Origin of the sequence: Roseovarius sp. AK1035 (genome assembly GCF_003288315.1) — a bacterium.
In the GTDB taxonomy this organism is placed as follows: Bacteria; Pseudomonadota; Alphaproteobacteria; order Rhodobacterales; family Rhodobacteraceae; genus Roseovarius; species Roseovarius mucosus_A.
This window is the reverse complement of sequence record NZ_CP030099.1, coordinates 3,536,965-3,559,071: the sequence shown is the minus strand read 5'-3', so window position 1 is coordinate 3,559,071 and position 22,107 is coordinate 3,536,965. Positions and strand designations below refer to the sequence as shown.

At 62.2% G+C, this 22,107-nt stretch carries 21 protein-coding genes; 7 read left to right on the top strand and 14 right to left on the bottom strand.

Going from position 1 to position 22,107, the window contains the following annotated elements; translation table 11 throughout:
* Positions 1 to 59: 59 nt before the first annotated feature.
* From RAK1035_RS16925 to RAK1035_RS16900, 6 genes are all read right to left on the bottom strand, one after another.
* Positions 60 to 1,268: a DegT/DnrJ/EryC1/StrS family aminotransferase gene (locus RAK1035_RS16925; protein WP_008282289.1), complete on the bottom strand. Its 1,209-nt coding sequence runs from the start codon at positions 1,266 to 1,268 to the stop codon at positions 60 to 62.
* 123 nt (positions 1,269 to 1,391) lie between these two features.
* Positions 1,392 to 2,696 (bottom strand): NAD(P)/FAD-dependent oxidoreductase, encoded by a 1,305-nt coding sequence (locus RAK1035_RS16920; RefSeq protein ID WP_008282288.1) that lies wholly within the window; start codon positions 2,694 to 2,696, stop codon positions 1,392 to 1,394.
* Positions 2,697 to 2,744: 48 nt separating this feature from the next.
* A complete protein-coding gene (locus RAK1035_RS16915; RefSeq protein WP_008282287.1) occupies positions 2,745 to 4,112 on the bottom strand; it encodes a glutamine synthetase family protein in 1,368 nt (455 codons plus the stop codon).
* Positions 4,096 to 4,791 carry a type 1 glutamine amidotransferase gene (locus RAK1035_RS16910; protein WP_008282286.1) on the bottom strand — a complete coding sequence of 232 codons (696 nt, stop codon included), beginning with the start codon at positions 4,789 to 4,791 and terminating at the stop codon, positions 4,096 to 4,098. The genes RAK1035_RS16915 and RAK1035_RS16910 overlap by 17 nt, the downstream gene beginning before the upstream one ends.
* Positions 4,792 to 4,838: 47 nt before the next feature.
* On the bottom strand, positions 4,839 to 6,155 hold the full coding sequence (locus RAK1035_RS16905) for a glutamine synthetase family protein (protein ID WP_008282285.1): 1,317 nt from the start codon (positions 6,153 to 6,155) through the stop codon (positions 4,839 to 4,841).
* A gap of 182 nt (positions 6,156 to 6,337) precedes the next feature.
* A complete protein-coding gene (locus RAK1035_RS16900) occupies positions 6,338 to 7,030 on the bottom strand; it encodes a M48 family metallopeptidase (RefSeq protein ID WP_008282284.1) in 693 nt (230 codons plus the stop codon).
* 240 nt (positions 7,031 to 7,270) lie between these two features.
* On the opposite strand from RAK1035_RS16900, the gene RAK1035_RS16895 reads away from it, so the two are divergent.
* The 4 genes from RAK1035_RS16895 to RAK1035_RS16880 all read left to right on the top strand — a co-directional run bounded on the left by RAK1035_RS16895 (position 7,271) and on the right by RAK1035_RS16880 (position 9,974).
* Positions 7,271 to 7,609, top strand: a complete 339-nt coding sequence (locus tag RAK1035_RS16895; protein WP_008282283.1) for a DMT family transporter — start codon at positions 7,271 to 7,273, stop codon at positions 7,607 to 7,609.
* Positions 7,610 to 7,692: 83 nt separating this feature from the next.
* The gene (locus RAK1035_RS16890; RefSeq protein ID WP_008282282.1) at positions 7,693 to 8,109 is read left to right on the top strand and encodes a Fur family transcriptional regulator; all 417 of its coding nucleotides are present in this window, start codon (positions 7,693 to 7,695) and stop codon (positions 8,107 to 8,109) included.
* Positions 8,102 to 9,019, top strand: a complete 918-nt coding sequence (locus RAK1035_RS16885) for a cation diffusion facilitator family transporter (protein ID WP_008282281.1) — start codon at positions 8,102 to 8,104, stop codon at positions 9,017 to 9,019. Before RAK1035_RS16890 ends, RAK1035_RS16885 begins: the two co-directional genes overlap by 8 nt.
* Positions 9,020 to 9,098: 79 nt before the next feature.
* The gene (locus RAK1035_RS16880; RefSeq protein WP_008282280.1) at positions 9,099 to 9,974 is read left to right on the top strand and encodes a DMT family transporter; all 876 of its coding nucleotides are present in this window, start codon (positions 9,099 to 9,101) and stop codon (positions 9,972 to 9,974) included.
* Between the two features lie 3 nt (positions 9,975 to 9,977).
* On the opposite strand, the gene RAK1035_RS16875 is transcribed toward RAK1035_RS16880, so the two are convergent.
* Both RAK1035_RS16875 and RAK1035_RS16870 read right to left on the bottom strand, forming a co-directional pair.
* Positions 9,978 to 10,613 carry a DsbA family oxidoreductase gene (locus RAK1035_RS16875; RefSeq protein WP_008282279.1) on the bottom strand — a complete coding sequence of 212 codons (636 nt, stop codon included), beginning with the start codon at positions 10,611 to 10,613 and terminating at the stop codon, positions 9,978 to 9,980.
* On the bottom strand, positions 10,600 to 12,126 hold the full coding sequence (locus RAK1035_RS16870) for a class I adenylate-forming enzyme family protein (RefSeq protein WP_008282278.1): 1,527 nt from the start codon (positions 12,124 to 12,126) through the stop codon (positions 10,600 to 10,602). The genes RAK1035_RS16875 and RAK1035_RS16870 overlap by 14 nt, the downstream gene beginning before the upstream one ends.
* A 67-nt stretch (positions 12,127 to 12,193) precedes the next feature.
* Here RAK1035_RS16870 and RAK1035_RS16865 point away from each other — a divergent pair, with 67 nt between their 5' ends.
* Complete coding sequence (locus tag RAK1035_RS16865; RefSeq protein WP_008282277.1) at positions 12,194 to 12,817, top strand: helix-turn-helix domain-containing protein; 624 nt, start codon at positions 12,194 to 12,196, stop codon at positions 12,815 to 12,817.
* Between the two features lie 70 nt (positions 12,818 to 12,887).
* On the opposite strand, the gene RAK1035_RS16860 is transcribed toward RAK1035_RS16865, so the two are convergent.
* Positions 12,888 to 13,136 (bottom strand): hypothetical protein, encoded by a 249-nt coding sequence (locus RAK1035_RS16860; protein ID WP_008282276.1) that lies wholly within the window; start codon positions 13,134 to 13,136, stop codon positions 12,888 to 12,890.
* 183 nt (positions 13,137 to 13,319) lie between these two features.
* Entirely contained in the window at positions 13,320 to 13,730 is a 411-nt protein-coding gene (locus tag RAK1035_RS16855; RefSeq protein WP_008282275.1) for a group III truncated hemoglobin, read from the bottom strand.
* 292 nt (positions 13,731 to 14,022) lie between these two features.
* Here RAK1035_RS16855 and ileS point away from each other — a divergent pair, with 292 nt between their 5' ends.
* A complete protein-coding gene (gene ileS / locus RAK1035_RS16850; protein WP_008282274.1) occupies positions 14,023 to 16,974 on the top strand; it encodes an isoleucine--tRNA ligase in 2,952 nt (983 codons plus the stop codon).
* Between the two features lie 51 nt (positions 16,975 to 17,025).
* Here the strand turns inward: ileS and RAK1035_RS16845 are convergent, their stop codons facing one another.
* The 3 genes from RAK1035_RS16845 to RAK1035_RS16835 all read right to left on the bottom strand — a co-directional run bounded on the left by RAK1035_RS16845 (position 17,026) and on the right by RAK1035_RS16835 (position 19,709).
* On the bottom strand, positions 17,026 to 18,189 hold the full coding sequence (locus RAK1035_RS16845) for a serine hydrolase domain-containing protein (RefSeq protein ID WP_037298470.1): 1,164 nt from the start codon (positions 18,187 to 18,189) through the stop codon (positions 17,026 to 17,028).
* A gap of 76 nt (positions 18,190 to 18,265) precedes the next feature.
* On the bottom strand, positions 18,266 to 18,946 hold the full coding sequence (gene pth, locus RAK1035_RS16840; protein WP_008282272.1) for an aminoacyl-tRNA hydrolase: 681 nt from the start codon (positions 18,944 to 18,946) through the stop codon (positions 18,266 to 18,268).
* 136 nt (positions 18,947 to 19,082) lie between these two features.
* Positions 19,083 to 19,709: a 50S ribosomal protein L25/general stress protein Ctc gene (locus RAK1035_RS16835; protein ID WP_008282271.1), complete on the bottom strand. Its 627-nt coding sequence runs from the start codon at positions 19,707 to 19,709 to the stop codon at positions 19,083 to 19,085.
* Positions 19,710 to 19,873: 164 nt separating this feature from the next.
* Here RAK1035_RS16835 and RAK1035_RS16830 point away from each other — a divergent pair, with 164 nt between their 5' ends.
* On the top strand, positions 19,874 to 20,902 hold the full coding sequence (locus tag RAK1035_RS16830; RefSeq protein WP_008282270.1) for a hypothetical protein: 1,029 nt from the start codon (positions 19,874 to 19,876) through the stop codon (positions 20,900 to 20,902).
* 6 nt (positions 20,903 to 20,908) lie between these two features.
* On the opposite strand, the gene RAK1035_RS16825 is transcribed toward RAK1035_RS16830, so the two are convergent.
* A complete protein-coding gene (locus tag RAK1035_RS16825) occupies positions 20,909 to 22,075 on the bottom strand; it encodes an alpha-hydroxy acid oxidase (protein WP_008282269.1) in 1,167 nt (388 codons plus the stop codon).
* Positions 22,076 to 22,107: the final 32 nt, after the last annotated feature.

Below are 22,107 nucleotides of genomic sequence, written 5' to 3'. Positions count from 1 at the left end.
GCGCAATCAGAGTCCCGTCGGGCCGTCCGTGGAGTGCGGGCGGCCCTTTTTATTTCGGGTCAGGTGCCGTAGGCGCGGCTGCGGCCCATCACATCCTCTGCCGCCAGGACCAGCGCATCGGCGATCAGATCAAGATCGGGGCGGGTCAGGCGCGCGGGCAAGCGGGTGTCGCAGGCGCGCATCAACATCGCGCGGGTTTTTGGCAGCACTGGGGCCGCACCCGGCAGAAACTGCCAGTTCCAAAAGGCGCGGGCATTATCGGTACTCAGGCCAAACACCTGCACCTTGATACCGCGGTCCGCCGCCGCTTGGGCAAAGGCGCGGGTGTCGTCTTCGGTCATCCCCTCCAGATTGAATTGGATGGAGTCTGGCGCGCGCTCTTCACGGGGTAATTTTTCGGGCACCTGCATCCAAGGCGAGGTATTGAGCCGCGCCGCGACATAGTCATGGTTGGTGCGCCCATCGCGCACCCGCCGCGCCACCTCGGCCAGTTGAGGGCGGATGATTGCCGCCGACAGGTTGTTGAGCCGCAGATTGTAGAGCGGCAATTGGTTCTGAGCGCGGGCAAACGCCGCCTCAAGGGCTGCATCCGGTGCTGTCAGATGCTTGGCCCAGTTGTGCTCATAAGCACCCGACATGATGACCGCGCGGGCGATCAGATCGGCATCGTCGCTGACCATGATCCCGCCTTCGCCAGCATTGACCAGCTTGTAGGATTGAAAGCTGAAACAGCCGATTTGCCCGATGGTGCCGATGTTGCGCCCGCCCCATGTGGTGCCAAGCGAATGTGCCGCGTCCTCGATCACTGGAATGTTCCGCGCTGCGCAGAGCGCCATGATCGCATCCATATCCGAGGTATGGCCGCGCATATGGCTGATGATGACCGCCTGCACCGTGTCCAGACGTGCCGTGAAATCGGCGATGTCGATGCGGTAATTCTCGCCCACTTCACAGAGCACGGGCACACAATCGGCATGCAGCACCGAAGAGGGCACGGCGGCAAAGGTAAAGCCGGGGATCAAGACCCGCGCATCGCGCGGCAGGCCAAGCGCCTTGAGTGAGAGAAACAGCGCGGCCGAGCAAGAGGACACGGCCAGCGCGTATTTCGAGCCCAGAAGTGCAGCAAACTCCCGCTCCAGCAGCGTCACGGGGGCATTTTCCGGAGCGGTATACCGGAAGAGATCGCCCGATTGCAGCATCCGGTCGATTTCCGCGCGGGCGGCTTCCGGGATGGGTTCTGCGTCATAGACATTAGGGGCAAGGGCCATGTTTTCGGATTTCCTGAAGCTAGGTTTCGGGTTTCCGGAACATATAGGCGTTAATTGTGACAGTTTGTCAAAGAAAACCCCACTGGCGATGGGGCAAAGGGCAATATCACGCTGATGATTGGATCAGAGACCGAGGCGGTCGCGCAGCGAAAACCATGTCATCGCCAGCACCAAAAGTGGGCTGCGCAGGGCGGTGCCCCCCGGAAACGCCGGGGCCGGGACGCGCGCCATGCAGTCAAACCCGGATGCCTCGCCGCGCACGGCCTCGGCCATCAGGCGGCCCGCGTGGGTGGCGGTGCCCACGCCATGCCCGGAATAGCCCGATGCGGTCAGAATATTAGGCGCAAGCCGTGCCAGATAGGGCATCCGCCGCATCGTGATGGCCAGCGTGCCGCCCCACGCATAGTCGAGCTTTGTGTCGCGCAGATGCGGAAAAATCTCGAGCATCGGTTTGCGCACGGTGGCACGGATATCCTTGGGAAAGCGATAGCCATAACTCTCGCCGCCACCGAACAGCAGGCGCTTGTCATGGCTGAGGCGAAAGTAATTGACCACGAACTTTGTATCCGCCACCGCCACGTCGCGCGCCAGCACGCGGGCTGCTGCATCCCCCAAGGGTTCTGTTGCCACGATGAAATTGTTGATCGGCATGACCCGCGCGGCGACCTTGCGCTCGAGCCCGCCAAGATAGCCGTTGCAGGCCAGAATAAGGTGATCCGCCTCGATTGATCCCGCATCGGTGGCAACGCGCAGCTTGGCACCGCGGGTGATCTGATGCACGGCAGAGCCTTCGTGGATACGCACGCCTGCCGCAAGAGCGGCGCGTGCAAGGCCGAGCGCAAGGCCAAGCGGGTGCAAATGTGCGGCCCCCATATCCAGAGTGCCGCCGTGATAGGCTGGCGAGGGACAGAGTGCTGCAAAGCCTGCTGCATCCAGCTTTTCGATCTGCTCATATCCGTATCGCGCGGCCAGATGATCGGCATAGTCGTGTTCCGCCGCCATTTCGCGCGCCGAGAAACAGGCATGTGCCACACCGGGCTTTAGATGACAGTCTATTCCATGTCGCGCGACGAGGGATTTTACCAGATCCTTGGCCTCTTCGGCCAAATGCCAGAGGTGCAGGGCATCCTCTGCGCCCACCAGACGTTCCAGCGCGGTTTGTTCCATCCGCTGACCGCTGCCCAGTTGCCCGCCATTGCGCCCCGATGCGCCAAAGCCCACGCGCTGCGCCTCGAGCAGGACGACATCAAATCCCGCCTCTGCAAGGTGTAGCGCCGCCGAAAGGCCGGTATAGCCCGCGCCCACCACGCAGACATCGGCCCGCTCTGTGCCGCGCAACGGCGCGAACTCTGGCAGGGGTGTGGCCGTGGCCGCATACCAGCTTGGCGGATAGCAGCCGCGCCGGTCGTTGGAATAGAGCAGGTTCATGGCTTCTTCTTGGTGCAAATACTCATTAGCACGCCCCTGCCGCGCGGCTCAGACGTTGAGAAGGAGATGCTCACGCTCCCATGGGCTGATGACCTGGAGGAATTCCTCGTATTCGGTGCGTTTCACGATGGCGTAGACACGGGCAAATTCCGGCCCGAGGATCTCGTGCAGCGCCTTGGCCTCTTCGAACATATCAAGTGCGTCGCCCATGACATTGGGGATATCCGGCTCACCGGAATAGGCGTCGCCCTTGAACTGTTTGTCGGGCCAATCCTCGTTGAGGATACCCAAGAGACCGCAGGCAAGGCTGGCCGCGATGCCCAGATAGGGGTTGCAATCCATGCCCGCCATGCGGTTTTCCACCCGCCGCGCCTCGGGGCCCGAGAGCGGCACGCGAATGCCCGTGGTGCGGTTGTCGCGGCCCCATGCAAGGTTGATCGGCGCGGCGTGATCCTTGACGTAGCGACGGTAGGAATTGACGTAGGGCGCCAGTACCGCGATGGCCGAGGGCAGGTGTTTCTGCAAGCCGCCGATAAAGTGGAAAAACGCGTCGGTTTCACCGCCCTGTGGCCCGGCAAAAATGTTGCGGCCTGTTTCCATGTCGAGGATCGAGTGGTGGATATGCATGGCACTGCCCGGCTCGTCGGCGATGGGTTTGGCCATGAAGGTGGCAAAACAGTCATGGCGCAGGGCGGCTTCGCGGATCAACCGTTTGAAATAAAACACTTCATCCGCCAGCTTTATCGGATCGCCATGGCGCAGGTTGATTTCCAGTTGCCCGGCCCCGCCTTCTTGGGTGATACCGTCGATCTCGAACCCTTGTGCTTCGGCGAAATCATAGATGTCGTCGATCACGGGGCCGAATTCATCGACCGCTGTCATGGAATAGGCCTGACGGGCGGCGGCGGGGCGACCGGAGCGGCCCATCATCGGCTTGATCTCATGCGCCGGGTCGAGATTGCGGGCCACGAGGAAGAATTCCATTTCCGGGGCGACCACGGGGTTCATGCCATGGGCGTGATACATATCGACCACCCGGCGCAGCACGTTGCGCGGGGAAAAGGGGATGGGCGCGCCTTCGCGGTCAAAGGCGTCGTGGATCACCTGCAGCGTCCAGTCGGCCGTCCAGGGGGCGGCGGTGGCGGTGGACATGTCAGGGCGCAGGATCATGTCGCGCTCGATAAAGCCGCCTTCGCCGGCTGCTTCGCCCCAATCGCCTGTAATGGTTTGGAAAAAGATGGAATCCGGCAGGTGAAAGTATTTCTGCCTGGCGAATTTTGTGGCGGGCACCGCCTTGCCGCGTGCGATGCCGGGCAGATCCGAGATGATGCATTCCACCTCGTCTAGGCGGCGGTTCTCCAGATAGGTCTGGGCTGTTTTGGGCAGGGAATTTGTAAGTTCACTTAGATCGGCCATGGCTGGCACCTCGTTTGAAAAACTCCGCCATGCGGGCGGCTATCGTTGCATTTGCGGTGGGATGGTCAAGTTTTGACTTGGCCGCTGCAATCAGGTCTGGGGGCACCACGCCGGGTGCGCGGTGGTGAATAAGGCGGTCAATCATGGTGGCGGTAAACTCTGGATGCGGCTGAATCGTGTAGATCCGATCGCCGTATAGCAGGGCCGCATTCTCGCAAAATGCGCTTGAGCCAACCACTTCGGCCCCTTTGGGCAGTTCCGTGACTTGATCTTGATGCCAAGCGTTGAGGGGCAGGCGCTGGCCTTCGATGTCATAGTCGGTGACGCCCACCTGCCAGCCGCCGCCGAATTTCTCGACCTTGCCGCCCATGGCCTGCGCGATGATCTGATGGCCAAAGCAGACACCCACCAAGGGACGCCCGCTCGCGTGGATGTCGCGGATCAGCTGTTCCAGCGGCGCGATCCAAGGATGGTCCTCATAGGCCCCATGTTTGGAGCCGGTGATGAGCCAGCCGTCTGCGGCGTCCGGTCCGGTAGGGAATTCTTCATCCACCACGTTGTAATGATCAAACTCAAAGCCGTGCCCATCAAGCAGCTGGGCGAACATCACCTCGTAGTCACCCAACTCGTCTTGGACGATGTCGGGGGCGTGGCCGGTTTTCAGGATGCCGATTTTCATGGCGGTCTCTTGATTTGATCAAATTAAGGCGGGGTTGCCCCTTCAGGCTACACCGTTTCGAGATAGGTCTTCCAGTGGTCTTCTTTGGGAATCGGCGACATATAGGCCAATTCCTGACGCTTGGTCATCACGAGGTTGCGGATCAGATCGGGGTGAAAGATGCGCGCCATCATGGCATCCTGTTCAAACCAGTCAATTGCCGTGGCCCAATCTGCGGCCAGTTGCGGCATCTCGACCTCGTAGGCATTGCCGCTGATGGGCGGGGGCGGGGTAAGCCCCTCTTCGATCCCGGTGATCGCGGCGCCTAGAATAGCAGCAAAGCTGAGATATGGATTGATATCGCCGCCCGCAACGCGGTGCTCGATGCGGCGCGCAGCGGGCGGGCCGCCGGGAATGCGGACCGCTGTGGTGCGGTTCTCATAGCCCCAGCCCGCACCGGTTGGCGCATGCGCGCCGGGCACCAGTCTTGCATAACTGTTGGCATGTGGCGCAAAAATCAGCGTGGATGGCGGCATTGCTGCAAGACACCCGGCGACGGCGGCGCGCAGGACGTCGGTGCCAGCCGCTGTGCCATCGTTGAAAACATTATTGCCGGCCTTGTCCATCACCGAGAAATGCATATGCATCCCGTTGCCGGTGTCATCCTCGAAGGGTTTGGCCATAAAGGTGGCGACATAGCCGTGCTGGCGGGCCAAGCCCTTGATAAGTGTCTTGAAAAGCCAAGTATCATCAGCGGCGCGCAGGGCGTTTTGGTGATGCAGGGTCAATTCGAACTGGCCAATCCCCGCCTCGCTGACGGCGGTCTCGACCGGAAGGCCCATTTCCAGACCGGCGTCGTACAAGGCGCTGAGAAATCCGTCGAACGCATCCATCTGGCCGAGCGAAAGAATGCCCGGAGATTTCATGCGGCGGCCATTGCGGGGGTCGCGTATGTTCTTGAGAGTATTGCCTTTTCCGTCCACCAAGGTGAACTCTAGCTCGGTCGCGGCGGCGACATGCCAGCCGTAGGCGGAGTAGCGATCCAGTACGGCGACCAGTGCGTGGCGGGGATCGCCGGCAAAGGGCGTGCCGTCTTCGTGGTGCATGACCATGGGCACAAGGCCCTGTGGCACTTCGAGCCAGGGCAGGGGCACCGGGCCGCGGTCGGTGGGCAGGAGCACGCCGTCGATGTCGCCCGTATCAAAAACGAGGGGCGAGTTTTCAATGTCTGCCCCAAAGATATCAAGATTTAGCGATGAGAGCGGCATACGCACGCTACCTGTGCTGAGTTTGTCGGCATGGGCGGCGGGAAGGCGTTTGCCGCGCATCCGGCCATTGAGGTCACAGGCAGCCACGCGGAAGGTCTGGAACTGTGTAAGATCCATTGGAAGAAAGTCCTGATGATGATTTTGTAACAGCCTAGCCCGGCAATGGGGGGCTTGCCAAGATAATTTGATCAAAAAATTTGAAGGGTGACGAATGGTAAGGTTTGTAAGGTTGGTACGGGGGTTTTGTAAGGTGGTTGGGGGTGAGAGGTCCTCGGGTCAAGCCCGAGGATGACGGGGGATCAGGGCAGGCTTTGGTGCCAGCGGTTTTCGAGCTTTTCGATGGCGGCGATCCGTTCGGCGGTCTTGGGGTGGCTGAGCAACCATGCGGGCATGGCGCCGCCCGCACCGTTTGTTAACGCTTCGAGTTTTTCAAACAGCGATTTTTGCGGGGCGGTGCCGATGCCCGCCTTGGTCAAGAGGGCGGCGGCATAGGCATCGGCCTCATACTCGTCGCCGCGTGAGAGGCGGGCAGCGAGCAGCGTGGTCAGACCATTGGCGATCCAGACGCCCAGACCGGGGATGAAACGCGACAGGATCATTGCAAGGGCGGTGCGCAGGGCGTTCTGCCCGGAAAAGTCGATCATCCGGCGGCGCGAATGCCCCAAGGCGACATGGCCCAGCTCATGCGCGATGACCGAGGCCATTTCTTCGGCTGAAACCTCGCCGGTCTGAAACTTGCGATAGAAACCACGGGTGATGAAAATCCGCCCGTCAGGGGCTGCCAGACCATTTACCGGGTCAATCTCGTAGATATGCACCCGCACGCGGGGCAGGTCGAGCGCACGGGCGAGGCGGTCTGTCATCGCCTTGAGCTTGGGGTCGGCCAATTCGGTCGATTGCGCATCCAATTCCCGCGAGGTGCGCCAGACCGAGAAGCGGTACATGGCGAGCGCGTAAAGGATGGCGAGAAGGATCGGGGTGAATTTCAACATGAGGGGAATATGGGGTGGGGGGAGGGGGCTGGCAAGAAGGGTTTAAGGGGATTGGGGTTCGCTGAGATTTGCATCAAGAGATGAGCCGCGCGGCCCGGCGATCCGCGCGGCGGCGCGACGCGCCTTGTTCCGCGCGGGGTTTCCGAGCAAGGCGCAGGCGAAACCCCGCCTTTCCCGGTGGACGCCGCGCGCGCCCTCGCATAAGTCTGGGCGCGACTGCCCAAGACCGGAGCGCGTGCCATGATCCCACAGGTCTATCTGATCCTCTTCCTTGCCATTCTCGCTGAAACAGCGGGCACCACGGCATTGCAGGCAAGCCAGCAATTCACCCGGTTCTGGCCTTCGGTTCTGGTGGTGGTGGCCTATGCGATCAGCTTTTACCTTCTTGCGCAAACGCTTAAGGTGATGCCCGTGGGCGTGGTCTATGCGGTCTGGTCGGGGCTGGGGATCGTGTTTATTGCCTGTATTGGCTATGTGGTCTTTGGTCAAAAGCTGGATCTGCCCGCGATCATCGGGACCGGCATGATCCTTGCGGGGATCGTGGTCATTCAGTTATTCTCGCGCACAACGACACATTGAGTGTCCAGACTGGGCGGCAAAGGGGCTGGTCAGAACCGCCCCTTGCGGGTAAGGCACCGCCGCAAGAGAAGATGAGGCCGCCCATGACTGAGACCATCACCGAGCGTTGCGAAGCCAAAGGGCTGCGCATGACGGAGCAGCGCCGCACGATTGCGTCCGTGCTGGAAGGGTCGGATGATCATCCGGATGTTGAGGAGCTCTATGCCCGCGCCTCGGGGCGTGATCCTCGGATCTCGATTGCGACGGTCTATCGCACCGTCAAGCTGTTTGAAGAGGCGGGCATTCTCGACAAGCTGGAATTCGGCGACGGGCGCGCGCGCTATGAGGATGCCGAGCGCGACCATCACGATCATCTGATTGACATGAATTCGGGTGAGGTGATCGAATTTGTCGATCCTGAGATTGAGGCGTTGCAAGACAAGATCGCTGAAAAGCTGGGGTATCGCCTGATCGGGCATCGGCTCGAACTCTATGGCGTGCCGATCAAATCCGGTGAGTGACGCGGGCACCGTCAACGCGCGGGTGATGCGGCTGGCGATTGGCAGCCTCATCGTGGGGTTGATCGTGCTGGCGCTCAAGGCGCTGGCTTGGGCGCTTACCGGGTCTCTGGCGCTGATGTCGGATGCGCTGGAGAGTCTTGTCAATCTGGCCACGGCCCTTGCGGTGATTGTCGCGCTGAGGGTGGCGCGGCGGCCTGCGGATGACAATCACCCGTTCGGACATCACAAGGCAGAGTTTTTCTCGGCGGTGCTGGAGGGGGTTTTGATCGTCATTGCGGCGCTCTTTATCCTGCGGGAGGCCTATGACGGGTTTCAGGCCCCGCGCGCGATGGATGCGCCCCTGCTGGGCATGGCGATCAATATGGCGGCGGGGGCGATCAACGCAATCTGGGCTCTGGCGCTTATCCGCAACGGGCGGCGCTATCGCTCGCCGGCGTTGGTGGCGGATGGCAAGCATCTGATGACGGATGTGGTGTCTTCTGTGGGCGTACTCTTTGGGGTGGGGCTGGCGCTGGCGACGGGGTGGCTCTGGCTTGATCCGGCGATGGCGTTGTTGGTGGCGGTCAATATCCTGTGGTCGGGCAGTATGGTGATCAAGGCGTCGCTGAGCGGGTTGATGGATGAGGCGGTATCCGAGGCGGAACTGGCCACCATTCGGCGGGTGATCGAAACGGCGGCCAGCGACGATGCCGCGTTGCAGGCGCATGATCTGCGCACGCGCCATGCCGGGCCGGTCACGTTCATCGAATTCCATCTGGTGATGCCGGGGGCAACCACGGTTGAGGCGGCGCATGATCTTTGCGACCGCATCGAGGCGGCGCTGATGGCGGCACTGCCGGGGGCGCGGGTCACGATCCATGTCGAGCCCGAGCATAAGGCCAAGCATAGCGGTCATGTTGTGCTGTCATAGCTCTGCCGCTTTTTTGGGCAGGTGATCCGGGCTATCACGGGCGTTCCACCGATTTGCAACCCGGCCAAGAAAGTCTGAGATGGAAAACCTGCGCGGCAGTATTCTGATGGTTCTCTCGATGGGCGGTTTCGCGCTGGAGGATATGTTCATCAAGCGGCTGGCGGATACTCTGCCGGTGGGGCAGATCATCATTCTGTTGGGCCTGGGCGGGGCGCTGATTTTTGGCGCGATGACGCGGGCGCAGGGGGGGCGGCTTTGGTCGCGGGATCTGGTGTCTCGGTCGGTGATCCTGCGCAACTGCGGCGAGTTGGTGGGCACGCTGGGATTTGTCATGGCGATTGCGCTGACGCCGCTGTCGTCGGCCTCGGCGATTTTGCAGGCCACGCCGCTTGCGGTCACTTTGGGGGCCGCGCTCTTTTTGGGGGAAGCGGTGGGCTGGCGGCGGTGGGCGGCGATCCTTGTGGGGTTTTGCGGCGTGCTGATGGTGATCCGGCCCGGCATGGCGGGGTTTGAGCCAGCGTCGCTTTTTGCGGTTTTGGCGGTCTTTGGGTTGGCGGCGCGCGATCTGGCGACGCGCCGCGTGCCAAGATCGATCTCCTCCATGCAGCTGTCGACCTATGCCTTTGCCACGCTGGTGCCGACGGGGGTAATTTTGCTGGCGTTTCACGGCACGCCTGCGATGCCCACGGCGGTGAACTGGCGCGATCTGGCGCTGGCGCTTTTGTGCGGGGTGTCGGCCTATTATGCCATCGTGGCGGCGATGCGACTCGGTGATGTGGCGGTTATCACGCCGTTTCGCTATTCGCGGCTGGTGTTTGCGCTGATCATCGGGGTCACGCTGTTTGACGAGCGGCCCGATGTCTGGACGCTGGCGGGGGCGGGGATCATCATCGCCTCGGGCATCTATACCTTTTGGCGCGAGCGGCGATTGGCGCGGCGGATGGCCTTGGCGTGAGGTTCAGCTCGCGGCGGCGGTCAGGTCGTCGATCACCTTGACCCAGAGGTCGGTGGGTTGGCAGCCTGGCACGGCATGTTGACCGCCGACGATGAAGGTGGGCACGCCGGTGATGCCCATCTGGCGAAATTGCGCATCGCGGGTGCGGATGTCTTCGCGGTCGGCTTCGGTGGCCAAAAGGCGCTGGATCATGGCGCCATCCAAGCTGAGGCTGTCGGCGAGATCGGCCAGAACCTCGGGGTCGCCGATGTCGCGGCCTTCGTTGAAATAGGCCTGAAAGAGAGCCATCGCCATGCGGTCCTGACAGCCTTCGATGCCGGCCCAATGCAGCAGGCGATGGGCGTCGAGCGTGTTGGGCGTGCGTTTGATGGCGGCGAAATCAATCGTGAGCCCCGCCGCCTCGGCGCGTTCCAGCACGGGGGCATAGGCGCGGATGGCCCCGTCTTTGCCGCCAAACTTGGTCTCTAGATAGTCGCGGCGGTCCATGCCTTCGGCGGGCATGTCGGGGTTGAGCTGAAACGGATGCCATTCAATCTCGAACGGGTGATCGGGGCGCTGGGCCAGGGCCTGATCGAGCAGGGTCTTGCCGATATAGCACCAGGGGCAGATCGGGTCGGAGATGATATCAAGCTTGACCATGGAGGCCCTCATAGATCGGCCGCAGGGCGCGGCGCAGGATTTTGCCATTGGCCCCGGTGGGCAGGGCCGCGACGTGGTGATAGGCGCGCGGGGCCTTGTATCCCGCGATCCGCGTCCGCGCAAAGGCGTCGAGCGTGGCGGGGTCGAGGGTTTGGGGACCAGTATAGAAGGCCATGATGACGCGCGCATCCTCTTTCACCGCAATATCGGTCACGGCGACGGCGGTGATGCCGGGATGGGCGCTGAGTGCGGACTCGACCTCCATCGGGGAGACGCGGTAGCCACCGGCGTTCATCATATCGTCGGCGCGGCCCAGATAGGTGATGTGACCTGCGGCATCCATCATCCCCTGATCGCCCGTGAGGAACCAATCGCCGGTGAATTTCTCGGCCGTGGCCTCGGGCGCGCCGAGATAGCCCAGCATCAGGCCGGGGTCTGAGCGGTGGATCGCAATGGTGCCTTCGGTGCCAAGGGGCACGGGGGTGCCGTTGGCAAGGATCGCGACCCGGCGGCCTGTCTGGGGGCGGCCAAGTGTGCCGGGGGCGGCGGGATGATCGGGGCTGCCGGAAATGAAGGTTGAGCATTCGGACATGCCGTAGGCCTCGTAGATTGGCGTGCCGGTGGCGTTTTGCCAATGCTGGCGGATGGTGTCCGAGAGTTTTTCGCCTGCCGCCAGCCCGTGCCGCAGATGCGGCAGAGAGAGGGAAGCACCCGGCTGAAAGAGTTTGCGATAGACGCCGGGGGCGGCGGCAAAGATCGTGGCGTCATGGCGTTTGAGCAGGAGCGGCAATTGTTCGGGCGTGATACCGGGCGCGGGGATGAGGGCGGTCGCGCCCATGGTCCATGGGTCCATCAGGCCGGTGCCAAGGGTAAAGGTCCAGTTGAAGGCACCCGCATGGCAGAGCCGGTCATCTGCGCGCAGCCCGTACCAGCCGTCAGACATCATCTGCCGCGCCCAGATGGCGCGATGGGCATGGACCACGGCACGCGGAATGCCCGAGGTGCCGGAGGTATAGATGATATAGGCGGGGCGGTCGGGATCGCCCATGTGCCAATCGGCGGGGGGCAGATCGCGCATCGCCTCAAGGGTGGGTTCATCGAGCGTGGGGATATCGGTTTCAGGACAGGCCACGCCTGCGGCGCGCAGGATCAGCGCCGGTTGGGTGGTTTCGATCATGCCCGCCACCTCGGGCGCGGTCAGTTGGCTGGAGGTGGGAATGGGGATGAGACCAACGGCGATGGCCCCGAGATAGGCAATCGGAAATTCCACCGTATTGCCCAGCCGCATCAAAACCCGGTCGCCGGGGGTGAGACCCGCGCGCAAAAGGCCGGTGCCGGTGCCGCGCACAGCGGCCAAAAGGCGGCCATAGCTCCAGCGGTCGGCTTTGGCGAGGCTGAGGACCGCCAGCGCGATCTTGTCCGGCTGCGCCTCGGCCCGGCCCAGAACATGCGCGGCGAGGTTGAAGGGGGTGGGACAGGGGGCGCTTGGCCCTTGGTCGAATATCGCGGTCATTGCGTTGGCTTAGGAGGCTCTGGCGGCGGTTGCAAGGGTGTCTGCGCTTGGCCTATAGCATGGGGCTATGACCGATCAAGCTTTACCCCCTCTGCTGCGCGTGACGCGCGAGACCGGCGGTGCCGCCGCACCTGAGCCGCTTGATCTGGGTGCGCGGGTGCGCAGCCTGCGCAAGGCGCGCGGTTGGACGCTGGAACAGGCGGCGAAGCAGGCGGGGCTGGCACGCTCGACCCTGTCGAAGATCGAGAATGGCCAGATGTCGCCCACCTATGACGCTTTGAAAAAGCTGGCGCAGGGGTTGGAAATCTCTGTCCCGCAGCTTTTTACCCCGCCGTCGCGCGACCGGATCAACGGACGCATGGCGGTGACGCGCGTGGGCGAGGGCACGCCCAAGGCGACCGCCACCTATGAGCATGATTTGCTGGCCGATGCGCTGAGCCAGAAACGCATGATGCCTTACCGCGCGCGGATTCGTGCCCGCTCGGTTGAGGAGTTCGGCGGCTGGGTGCGCCATGACGGCGAGGAATTTCTGTATGTGCTGACTGGGGTGGTGCGGCTCTTTACCGAGTTTTACGAGCCCATTGAGATGCGCCGGGGCGACAGCGCCTATTACGATGCCACGATGGGGCATAACGTGATTTCGGTCAGTGTCGAGGATGCCACGGTTTTGTGGGTGACATCGCTTGATTGAGGCAGGCGGGCACCACGCGGCCCGGCCATGGTGGAGAATGGCCGGGCCGTCTGCGCCGTGAGTGTGGCCGTTAGTCGACCGGGGCGGCAGGGGTTTGTTGCGATGTTGCGCCGTCGATCACGCTGGGTGGGGCGGTGGTGTCGCCGGTGTTCGACGGGCTGAGCATGCTGAAGGCGATCAGCGCGCCCATCAGGATCACGACAACCAGCAGGCCCGTCAGCCCGCCGCGCGTGCCCGCCGCCGGATCATGGCCGGGTGGGCCATAGCGGTTGAGGTCGCGATTGGCTTGGCGTTGGATGTCATCTTGGGGGATATGCATGAGAGGCTCCTTTCTGACTGGGATCACCATAGACCAGAGGTGGGGTGATCACCGAGCGTGCCCAAGGCCTGTGGGGATTTCCGGCGCTTTGCTGCCATTTTGGGGGGTGTCAAAAGGCAGATTCCCGCTGTAGGCCGAAACTGGCCGCTGGCATGTCTGCGGTTTGGCAAGGATTGGCCGGGTTCAGCGCAGTTTCGGGATGCCACCGGCATGGGTGCTGCGATCCACCACGCCCGCGCGCAAGGACCGCCCGATGCGATGCGCCAGCGCTGACCATGACGCGGCCTGATCGGGAGAGAGTTCGCGCAAGAGCACCGAATCAAAGAGCGCGAGCCATGTAGAGAACATGCCCGGTTGCACATTGCGGGCGTTGACATGGGCGGCCATCGGGCTGCCGTCATAGACGCGTTCGTGCAAAATCGAATTGGCCCAGAAATCGGCCACCTTGGCCTCGTGTGTGGGCCAGTCGGTGACATGGACCGCAAAGATCGGCCCAAGACCGGGATGCGCGCGCACCGCCGCGTAGAACGCGGTCACGACCCGCTCGATCTCGGGTCGGGTGATGGGGAAACGCGGGGGCAGGGTGGCGGTCATGCGTCTTATGTGGCGCGGGGTGCGGGCAGAGGCAATCCCCTGATTTGCTCTGGTGGGGGCGAATTCCTGAAAAGAATTCGGGCCGCTTTCTTTTCAGACAGGCGGGGGCTGCGCCCTCTGGACGCTTGGCCGGAGCGCGCCTATAAGGCGTCGCATGATGAGACGCAAAGCGATCATTATTCGAATTACATGCCCGGCGCTCTGAGACAATCGAGCTGCCGGGACAAGGCGTATGGGCACCCGCGCCACCTTTCACCCCCCAAATTCCAGACCAGTGACAAGGACGCAAACCATGTGCGCCGACACGACACAGACACCGGGCCAGACGCCGGATTACAAAGACACGCTGAACCTGCCCGAGACCGATTTCCCGATGCGCGCCGGATTGCCCGCGCGCGAGCCTGAGTGGCTGGCACGTTGGGCGCGGATCGGGGTTTATGAAAAGCTGCGCGAGCAGGCCGCAGGGCGTGTTCCCTTTACGCTGCATGATGGCCCGCCCTATGCCAACGGGCATCTGCATATCGGGCATGCGCTCAATAAAATCCTCAAGGATATGGTCGTGCGCAGCCAGCAGATGATGGGCCGCGATGCGCGCTATATCCCCGGCTGGGATTGTCACGGGCTGCCGATCGAGTGGAAGATCGAAGAGCAATACCGCGCCAAGGGGATGGATAAGGACAAGGTGGATGTGGTCGATTTCCGTCAGGAATGCCGCAAGTTCGCCGAGGGCTGGATAGATATCCAGCGCGAGGAATTCAAGCGGCTGGGGATCACTGGCTGTTGGGATCGCCCGTACCTTACGATGGATTTCCGCGCCGAACGGATCATCGCGGAGGAGTTCCAGAAATTCCTGATGAACGGCGTGCTTTATCAGGGGTCAAAGCCCGTGATGTGGTCGCCGGTCGAGAAAACCGCGCTGGCCGAGGCGGAGGTGGAGTATCACGACAAGGAGAGCTTTACGGTTTGGGTGAAGTTTGAGGTTGTTGATCCCGTCTCAGGAGACGGTTCAAAACTTGAAAACCGTGATCTTGTCGGGGCTTACGTCGTCATTTGGACCACGACCCCTTGGACTATGCCGTCAAATAAAGCTGTTGTTTACGGTGACGGCATTTCCTACGGACTTTATGAAGTGACGAGCACGCCAGAGGAATGCTGGGCAAAAACTGGCGAGAAATTTATCCTCGCTGACACACGCGCGGAAGATGTCATGACCCGTGCGCGCTTGGAAAAGCAGCATTGGAAACGTGTTCGAGACGTCGATCCAACTGTAATTTCAGGTCTTAGGCATCCTCTGGCTGGGGCCGAAGGCGGGAATGGCGAATGGGATGACCTGCGCGATTTCCGGGCCGCTGATTTCGTGAGTGACGAAGAAGGCACCGGGTTTGTTCATTGCGCGCCCTCGCACGGGATGGAGGAGTTCGAGCTTTACCGCGACTTGGGCATGCTGGAGCAGGTGATTACCTATAACGTGCTGGAAGATGGCTCTTTCCGGCCTGATCTGCCGTTCTTTGGCGGCAAGTTCATCCTTGATCGCAAGGGCAAGGAGGGCAATGCCAACAAGGCGGTGATTGACAAGCTGGCCGAGGTGGGCGGGCTGCTCGCGCGGGGCAAGATCAAGCACAGCTATCCGCATAGCTGGCGCTCCAAGGCCCCTGTGATCTATCGCAACACGCCGCAATGGTTTGCGGCGATTGACCGGGCGGTGGGCGACGGGCAGGACACCTATGGCACCAGCATTCGCGAGCGCGCCTTGCGCTCGATTGATGAGTTGGTGACATGGACGCCCAAGACTGGGCGTAACCGGCTCTATTCCATGATCGAGGCGCGGCCCGATTGGGTGCTGAGCCGTCAGCGTGCTTGGGGTGTGCCGCTCACCTGCTTTGTGAAGAACGGCGCGCAACCCACGGATTCTGATTACCTTTTGCGGAATGAAGAGGTGAATGCGCGTATCCTTGCGGCCTTTGAGGAAGAGGGTGCGGATGCGTGGTATAAAGAGGGCGCGAAAGAGCGGTTCCTGTCGGGCATCGTGAACCCGGACGACTGGCGCAAGGTCGATGACATTCTCGATGTGTGGTTCGATTCCGGCTCGACGCATGCCTTTGTGCTGCGCGACCGCGAGGACGGGTCTGAGGATGGTTTGGCCGATCTATACCTAGAGGGCACGGATCAGCATCGCGGCTGGTTCCATTCGTCGATGTTGCAGGCTTGCGGGACACGCGGGCGCGCGCCCTATCGGGGGGTGCTGACGCATGGCTTTACCCTTGATGAGAAGGGCAACAAGATGTCGAAATCCTTGGGCAATACGGTCGCGCCCGAGGAAGTGGTCAAGCAATATGGCGCGGATATTCTGCGGCTTTGGGTGGCGCAGGCGGATTATACTGCCGATTTGCGGATCGGGCCGGAAATCCTCAAGGGCGTGGCCGATGGCTATCGCCGTTTGCGCAATACGCTGCGGTTCATGCTGGGGGCCTTGGCCCCGTTCACCGAGGCGGATCGCGTGGACCCGGCAGAGATGCCGGAGCTGGAACGCTGGGTGCTGCACCGTCTGGCGGAGCTGGATCACAAGGTGAAGAAAGGCTATGAAACCTATGATTTCCAAGGGGTTTTCCAGCAAATCTTTAACTTCTGCACGCTCGATCTGAGTGCGTTCTATTTCGATATTCGCAAGGATGCGCTTTATTGCGATGGCGACACCGCGCGGCGGCGGGCGGCGCGCACGGTGCTTGATCTGCTGTTCCACCGGCTGACGACATGGCTCGCGCCAGTGCTGGTGTTCACCATGGAGGAGGTGTGGCTGTCGCGCTTCCCCGGTGAGGAGAGTTCCATTCACCTGACGGATATTCCCGACACGCCCGCCGAGTGGCTTAATGAGCCGCTGGCGGCGAAATGGGCCATGGTGCGGCAGGCGCGGCGGGTGGTGACGGCGGCGCTAGAGGTGCAGCGGACAGACAAGGTGATTGGGGCCAGCCTAGAGGCGGCACCGGTGGTGCATATCCGCGATGCCGAGATGCTGACGGCGCTGAAATCGGTGGATTTCGCGGATATCTGTATCACGTCGGATTTGATGCTGACCGGCGATCCGCGCCCCGATGAGGCGTTTCGTTTGCCCGAGGTGGACACGGTCGGCGTGGTTTTCGAGCGCGCGGAAGGCGAGAAATGCCAGCGCTGCTGGAAAATCCTGCCGGATGTGGGGCAGCACAAGCATCCCGGCACCTGCGGGCGCTGTGATGCGGCCTTGGGGTAAGCTAGGCGTCTATTACCCGCCCCGGGTCAAGCCCGGGGTGGGGTTTGGGGCTTAGAGCGCTCTGGCGATCTGGCGCAGCACGGCGATATTGCCGTGTTTGACGCCCGGTTCGCGAAAGGCGCGGTCGGCGGAGGTGGCGATGATCACCACCTCGCGGGCGCGGTCGATGTAGATATATTGGCCGTAAATGCCGTGACCGAAGAATTCGCCGGGTTGGGCATCGGCGGGCATCCACCATTGAAAGCCATATTGCAGATCGCCCGGTGCTGTGGGGGCGGTGGGTGTTGTGGCCGCGCGCATCCAATCCTCGGGCACCACCTGTTGCCCGTTGTAGCGCCCCAGATTGGCGGCCATCAGGCCAAAGCGGGCATAGTCGCGGGTGGTGACGTTGAGGCCACCAAGCGCAAAGGCCACGCCCTCGCCATCGGTGAGGTAATAGGGTTCGGAGTCGAAGCCTAAAGGTTGGATGATCTTTTCCGACAAGAGGTCTGGCAGGCTGCGCCCGGTGGCCCCGCGCAGCACCATGGCGAGAATATGCGTGTCAATCGAGACATATTGCCAGCGCGTGCCGGGGGCGGCATCGCGCGCCGTGAGACCGGCGGCAAAGCCGTCCATCGTGCCGCCAAGGGCCAGCACGCGGCCCATGCGGTTGATGTCTGATGCGTAGTCGAGATAATCCTCGTCAAAGGCAACGCCGCTCATCATCAGCAACACGTGGCGGATGCTGGCGCCGTCATAGGCGCTGCCCGCGAGGCTGGGGGCGTAGCGCGTGACCGGATCATCGAGCGAGGCAATCTGACCCTCGGCTATGACCACCCCGAAGAGGGCCGACAGAAAGCTTTTGGCGACGGACCAGCTTATGCGGCGATCCTCGGGGGCGGTGCCACGGTGATAGCTTTCATGCACCACAGCGCCCCGGTGCAGGACCATGAGCGAGGTCACGTTGCGGGCGGTGATCCAGTCAGAGGCCACGGCGGGCAGGGTCATGGCCGGGCCTGCGGGCAGGGGCGAGACGGGGCCGGTGCCGCGCGGCACGGGCACGGATAAAAAGGCGCGGTCCATATGCGAGAAGTTCTGGACGATGCGGTCTGCGTCAAAGAGGCTGTTGACCGCCCAGAGGCGGGTGATCTGGTCGCGTTTCCAGAGGCCCACCGCTGCCGTAGCAAGGACCAACAGCAGCAGGATCCGTCCCAGCCATTTGAGAGCGTTGCGCATTCCCATCCTCTTCGGTTTTGTCGGCAGTTGAGCAGTGCCGCCGCGCTTGATCAAGCCTTACCTTGAGATCAATGGCCTAACGGAATTTGTCCATCAGCTTTTGCATGGGCGAGCGAGGGTCTGGTGTGGCCTCAGGCTCTGGGGGTGGGGCGCGGTCGGTCTGCACTGGGGCAGGGCGCGCGGGTTTGGGGGGTGTCATGGCCTGCGCCACGGCGTTCTGAAAGCGGTCGGGTTTGCCTTGGGCGAGCCATGGCGCGCCTTTGCCGATGCCGCGCAAAAGATCGTCGAGCCAGTCGGCCTCGGATTTGGCGAAATCCTGAAGGACGTACTGCGCTACGCGGTCTTTGTGGCCGGGATGGCCGATGCCAAGGCGCACGCGGGCATAGGCCTCGCCAATATGCTGATGGATCGAGCGCAGCCCGTTGTGGCCTGCGTGCCCGCCGCCCGTCTTGCAGCGCAGCTTGCCGGGGGCGAGATCCAATTCATCGTGAAAGACGGTGACATCGGCGGGGATGAGTTTGTAGAACCGCACCGCTTCGCCCACGGATTGACCGCTGAGGTTCATGAAGGTCATCGGCTTGAGCAGGACGGTGCGCGCGCCGTCCAAGGTGCCCTCAGAGACCATGCCCTGAAACTTGGACCGCCATGGGCCAAAGCCGTGATCCTCGGCGATGCGGTCAAGCGCCATGAAGCCGATATTGTGGCGGTTTCGTTCGTATTTCGCGCCCGGATTGCCGAGACCTACGAAGAGCTGCATGGGTGGTGCCCCCGATCCTGAATGGGCCACGGTCTAGGGGTTTGGGCGGCGGGAATCAACAGGGCGCGGTGGGGGCAAAAGAAAACGCGGCCCCGATGGGGCCGCGCGGTATAGAATAAGGTCTGGTCCGGCAGGATCAGTCCTCTTCGCCATCTTCTTCTTCTTCGTCATCGCCCTGCGAGCGCAGTGCCGACGGCGCGGAGATGTTGCAGATCACGAAATCGCGGTCCTTGATGACCGGCTCGGAGCCTGCGGGCAGATCGACCATCGAGATCGTGACGACATCGCCGATTTTCTCGACCTTCGAGAGGTCCACGGTGACGTGATCGGGGATATCGCCGGCGAGCACGTTGAGTTCCACCTCGGGGCGCACAACGGTCAGCACGCCGCCCTTGCGCAGGGCCTTGCACTGTTCGGCGTTGATGAAATCAACGTGAATGAACAGGTTGATCCGGGTGGTGCGGCGCAGGCGCATCAGGTCGACATGGGTCGGCAGATCCTTGACCACATCGCGCTGAACGTCGCGGCAGATCACGCGCACATCGTCATGGCCTTCAACCTGAAGGTTGAAGAGCGTCGACTTGAAGCGGCCCTTTTTCAGGCGCTTGAGCAGTGCGTTGAACGGAATGTTGATCGCCAGCGGCTCTTTATCGCCACCAAACACGACACCCGGAACCATACCCGCACGACGGGCTGCGCGAGCGGCGCCCTTGCCTGTCCCCGCGCGTTCCTGGGCTTGAAGATCAGGAATTTCTCCAGCCATTTAATCTCTCCATAAGTTAGGGCGGGGCTCCTCCAAGGCTGTAGTCCCCGCATGAAGCTGCGCCAATAGCCGGGTTTTGCGGATTTGAAAAGCGGAATCTTGTTGCTTGGGGGGGATGCCTGACCTATCCGTCGGTCCCGTGACGCAAGAGGAGCCTGACCCAAATGCCACGCCGCGCTTTCCTGCATGTCGGCATGCCCAAATGTGCAACGACGACGATACAGGCGGCGTTGGTGCAACGGCAAGAGGCGCTGCGGGGGCTGGGGATTGCCTATGAGATGCCCGAAGGGCCAGAGGCAGAGGGGCAGGGCAATGCCGCGCGTCTGGCGATTTCCATTTTGCGACAGCGGGAAGAGGCGATCGCGGCGGCGCTGGATTTCTTTTCCAGCGGGACGGGCGATGTGGTGCTGAGTTCAGAAGCGTTTTCGGCGCTTTATAAATCGGCGGCGGTCATCCAGTACATTGAGGCGTTGCGCGCGCGGGGGTTCGAGGTTTCGGTGATTGCGCTGTTTCGCAGGCAGGATCACTGGCTTGAGTCTGATTTCAAGCAGCATGTCAAAGGTGCCCATACCTGGGATGGCACCATCGCGGAACTGCTGGAAAAGCGCACGCAGCAAGATGTGCTGAACTATGCGCTTTTTACCCTGTATTGGGGGAAATATGTTGGTCGGGATCGGGTGTTCACTGCCGTGATACAGCCGGGGAGTGCGCGGCGCGATCCGGTGAATTTCGTGCTGGAGCAGATTGGCGCGGGGAGCCTGTGCTATGGCGAAGATGCCGATGTGCCACTGGCCAATGTCAGCCCGCCCACGGGCCTGATCGAGCCTGCGCGGCTGCTTAAGCAAGAGATGCGGGCGGCGGGGGCCTCGGCGGGGCAGGTGGATGTGGCGCTGGATCGGTTCTTTGCCGAAGCGCCGGGCGTGATCGCGGTGCCAAAGCGGCGGTTCTTGATGCCGCATGCCCTGCGGCAGGCGGTGGTGGACCGCTGGAAGGGGAGCAATCACGATCTTGTTCGGCGGGCGGAGCATCGCGGGGCGTTTGACGTGGATGTCGCAGAAGACCCTGCGTCGGAGGTGCCGTTGGACGAGGAGGCGCGCGCCGTTCTGGCGGCGTGGACTGCTGCTAGGGGCCCTGCGCCCGCACCTGAGGTGCAGGCGCGGCGCGGGTTCTTGCGGCGGTTGTTGGGGAAGTGACGCGCCTTACACCGTCCAGCGACCGGTGAAATCCTCGGGCACCAACAGGATATCGCGATCGAGCGTTTTCACGTCACGGCGACCGCAGAGGCCCATGGTGCTGTCCAATTCCTTGTGGATGACTTCGAGCGCGCGGGTCACGCCCGCCTCGCCCATCGCGCCCAGACCATAGACAAAGGCGCGGCCAATATAGGTGCCCTTGGCCCCAAGGCTGAGCGCCTTGAGCACGTCCTGACCCGAGCGGATGCCACTATCAAGATGCACTTCGATCTTGTCGCCTACGGCGTCGACGATGGCGGGCAGGGCGCGAATGGCCGAGAGCGCGCCGTCAAGCTGCCGCCCGCCGTGGTTTGACACGATGATGGCATCGGCCCCCACGTTGAGCGCCTCGCGCGCATCGACCGGGTCCATGATGCCCTTGATGATCAACGGGCCGTCCCACATCTTGCGGAATTGGCGGATGCGGTCCCAATCGAGCGCCTGATCAAAGGCCTCGGAGGTCCAGGTGCTGAGCGAGGAGGGATCGGTCACGCCCTTGGCATGGCCCACGATATTGCCGAAGAACCGCCGCTTTGTGCCCAGCATGCCCAGGCCCCAATGGACCTTGGTCATCATATTGGCGACGCTTTTGGGGGTCAGCTTGGGCGGGGCGGAGAGGCCGTTTTTCAGGTCTTTGTGGCGTTGCCCCAGCATTTGCAGATCGACGGTGATCATCGCCGCCGAACATTTTGCATCGCGCGCCCGGTCAAAGAGGCGCTGCATGAACTCATCGTCCTTGAGGGTATAGACCTGCATCCAAAAGGGTTTGGTGGTGTTTTCGGCCACATCCTCGATCGAGCAGATCGACATGGTGGAGAGGGTGAAGGGCACGCCGAATTTCTCGGCGGCGCGGGCTGCCTTGATCTCGCCATCCGCGTGTTGCATGCCGGTAAGGCCGACCGGGGCGAGGCCCACGGGCATGGCCACATCCTGTCCGATCATCTGGCTGGCGGTGCTGCGCCCGGTCATGTCGATGGCAACCCGCTGGCGCAGGTAAATCTTGTCAAAGTCGGTGGTATTCTCGCGGAAGGTCTGTTCTGTCCAGCTGCCGGATTCGGCGTAATCGTAGAACATCTTGGGGACGCGGCGGCGGTAGATCTGTTTGAGATCGGCGATATTGGTGATGACGGGCATGGCGTCCTCCGAAATTGGTTAGTTTCCTTTAC

Bases quoted from the DNA above. Each gene is read 5' to 3' on its own strand.
- RAK1035_RS16925 (WP_008282289.1), bottom strand. From the start codon at position 1,268: ATGGCCCTTGCCCCTAATGTCTATGACGCAGAACCCATCCCGGAAGCC.
- RAK1035_RS16920 (WP_008282288.1), bottom strand. From the start codon at position 2,696: ATGAACCTGCTCTATTCCAACGACCGGCGCGGCTGCTATCCGCCAAGC.
- RAK1035_RS16915 (WP_008282287.1), bottom strand. From the start codon at position 4,112: ATGGCCGATCTAAGTGAACTTACAAATTCCCTGCCCAAAACAGCCCAG.
- RAK1035_RS16910 (WP_008282286.1), bottom strand. From the start codon at position 4,791: ATGAAAATCGGCATCCTGAAAACCGGCCACGCCCCCGACATCGTCCAA.
- RAK1035_RS16905 (WP_008282285.1), bottom strand. From the start codon at position 6,155: ATGGATCTTACACAGTTCCAGACCTTCCGCGTGGCTGCCTGTGACCTC.
- RAK1035_RS16900 (WP_008282284.1), bottom strand. From the start codon at position 7,030: ATGTTGAAATTCACCCCGATCCTTCTCGCCATCCTTTACGCGCTCGCC.
- RAK1035_RS16895 (WP_008282283.1), top strand. From the start codon at position 7,271: ATGATCCCACAGGTCTATCTGATCCTCTTCCTTGCCATTCTCGCTGAA.
- RAK1035_RS16890 (WP_008282282.1), top strand. From the start codon at position 7,693: ATGACTGAGACCATCACCGAGCGTTGCGAAGCCAAAGGGCTGCGCATG.
- RAK1035_RS16880 (WP_008282280.1), top strand. From the start codon at position 9,099: ATGGAAAACCTGCGCGGCAGTATTCTGATGGTTCTCTCGATGGGCGGT.
- RAK1035_RS16875 (WP_008282279.1), bottom strand. From the start codon at position 10,613: ATGGTCAAGCTTGATATCATCTCCGACCCGATCTGCCCCTGGTGCTAT.
- RAK1035_RS16870 (WP_008282278.1), bottom strand. From the start codon at position 12,126: ATGACCGCGATATTCGACCAAGGGCCAAGCGCCCCCTGTCCCACCCCC.
- RAK1035_RS16865 (WP_008282277.1), top strand. From the start codon at position 12,194: ATGACCGATCAAGCTTTACCCCCTCTGCTGCGCGTGACGCGCGAGACC.
- RAK1035_RS16860 (WP_008282276.1), bottom strand. From the start codon at position 13,136: ATGCATATCCCCCAAGATGACATCCAACGCCAAGCCAATCGCGACCTC.
- RAK1035_RS16855 (WP_008282275.1), bottom strand. From the start codon at position 13,730: ATGACCGCCACCCTGCCCCCGCGTTTCCCCATCACCCGACCCGAGATC.
- ileS (WP_008282274.1), top strand. From the start codon at position 14,023: ATGTGCGCCGACACGACACAGACACCGGGCCAGACGCCGGATTACAAA.
- RAK1035_RS16845 (WP_037298470.1), bottom strand. From the start codon at position 18,189: ATGCGCAACGCTCTCAAATGGCTGGGACGGATCCTGCTGCTGTTGGTC.
- pth (WP_008282272.1), bottom strand. From the start codon at position 18,946: ATGCAGCTCTTCGTAGGTCTCGGCAATCCGGGCGCGAAATACGAACGA.
- RAK1035_RS16835 (WP_008282271.1), bottom strand. From the start codon at position 19,709: ATGGCTGGAGAAATTCCTGATCTTCAAGCCCAGGAACGCGCGGGGACA.
- RAK1035_RS16830 (WP_008282270.1), top strand. From the start codon at position 19,874: ATGCCACGCCGCGCTTTCCTGCATGTCGGCATGCCCAAATGTGCAACG.
- RAK1035_RS16825 (WP_008282269.1), bottom strand. From the start codon at position 22,075: ATGCCCGTCATCACCAATATCGCCGATCTCAAACAGATCTACCGCCGC.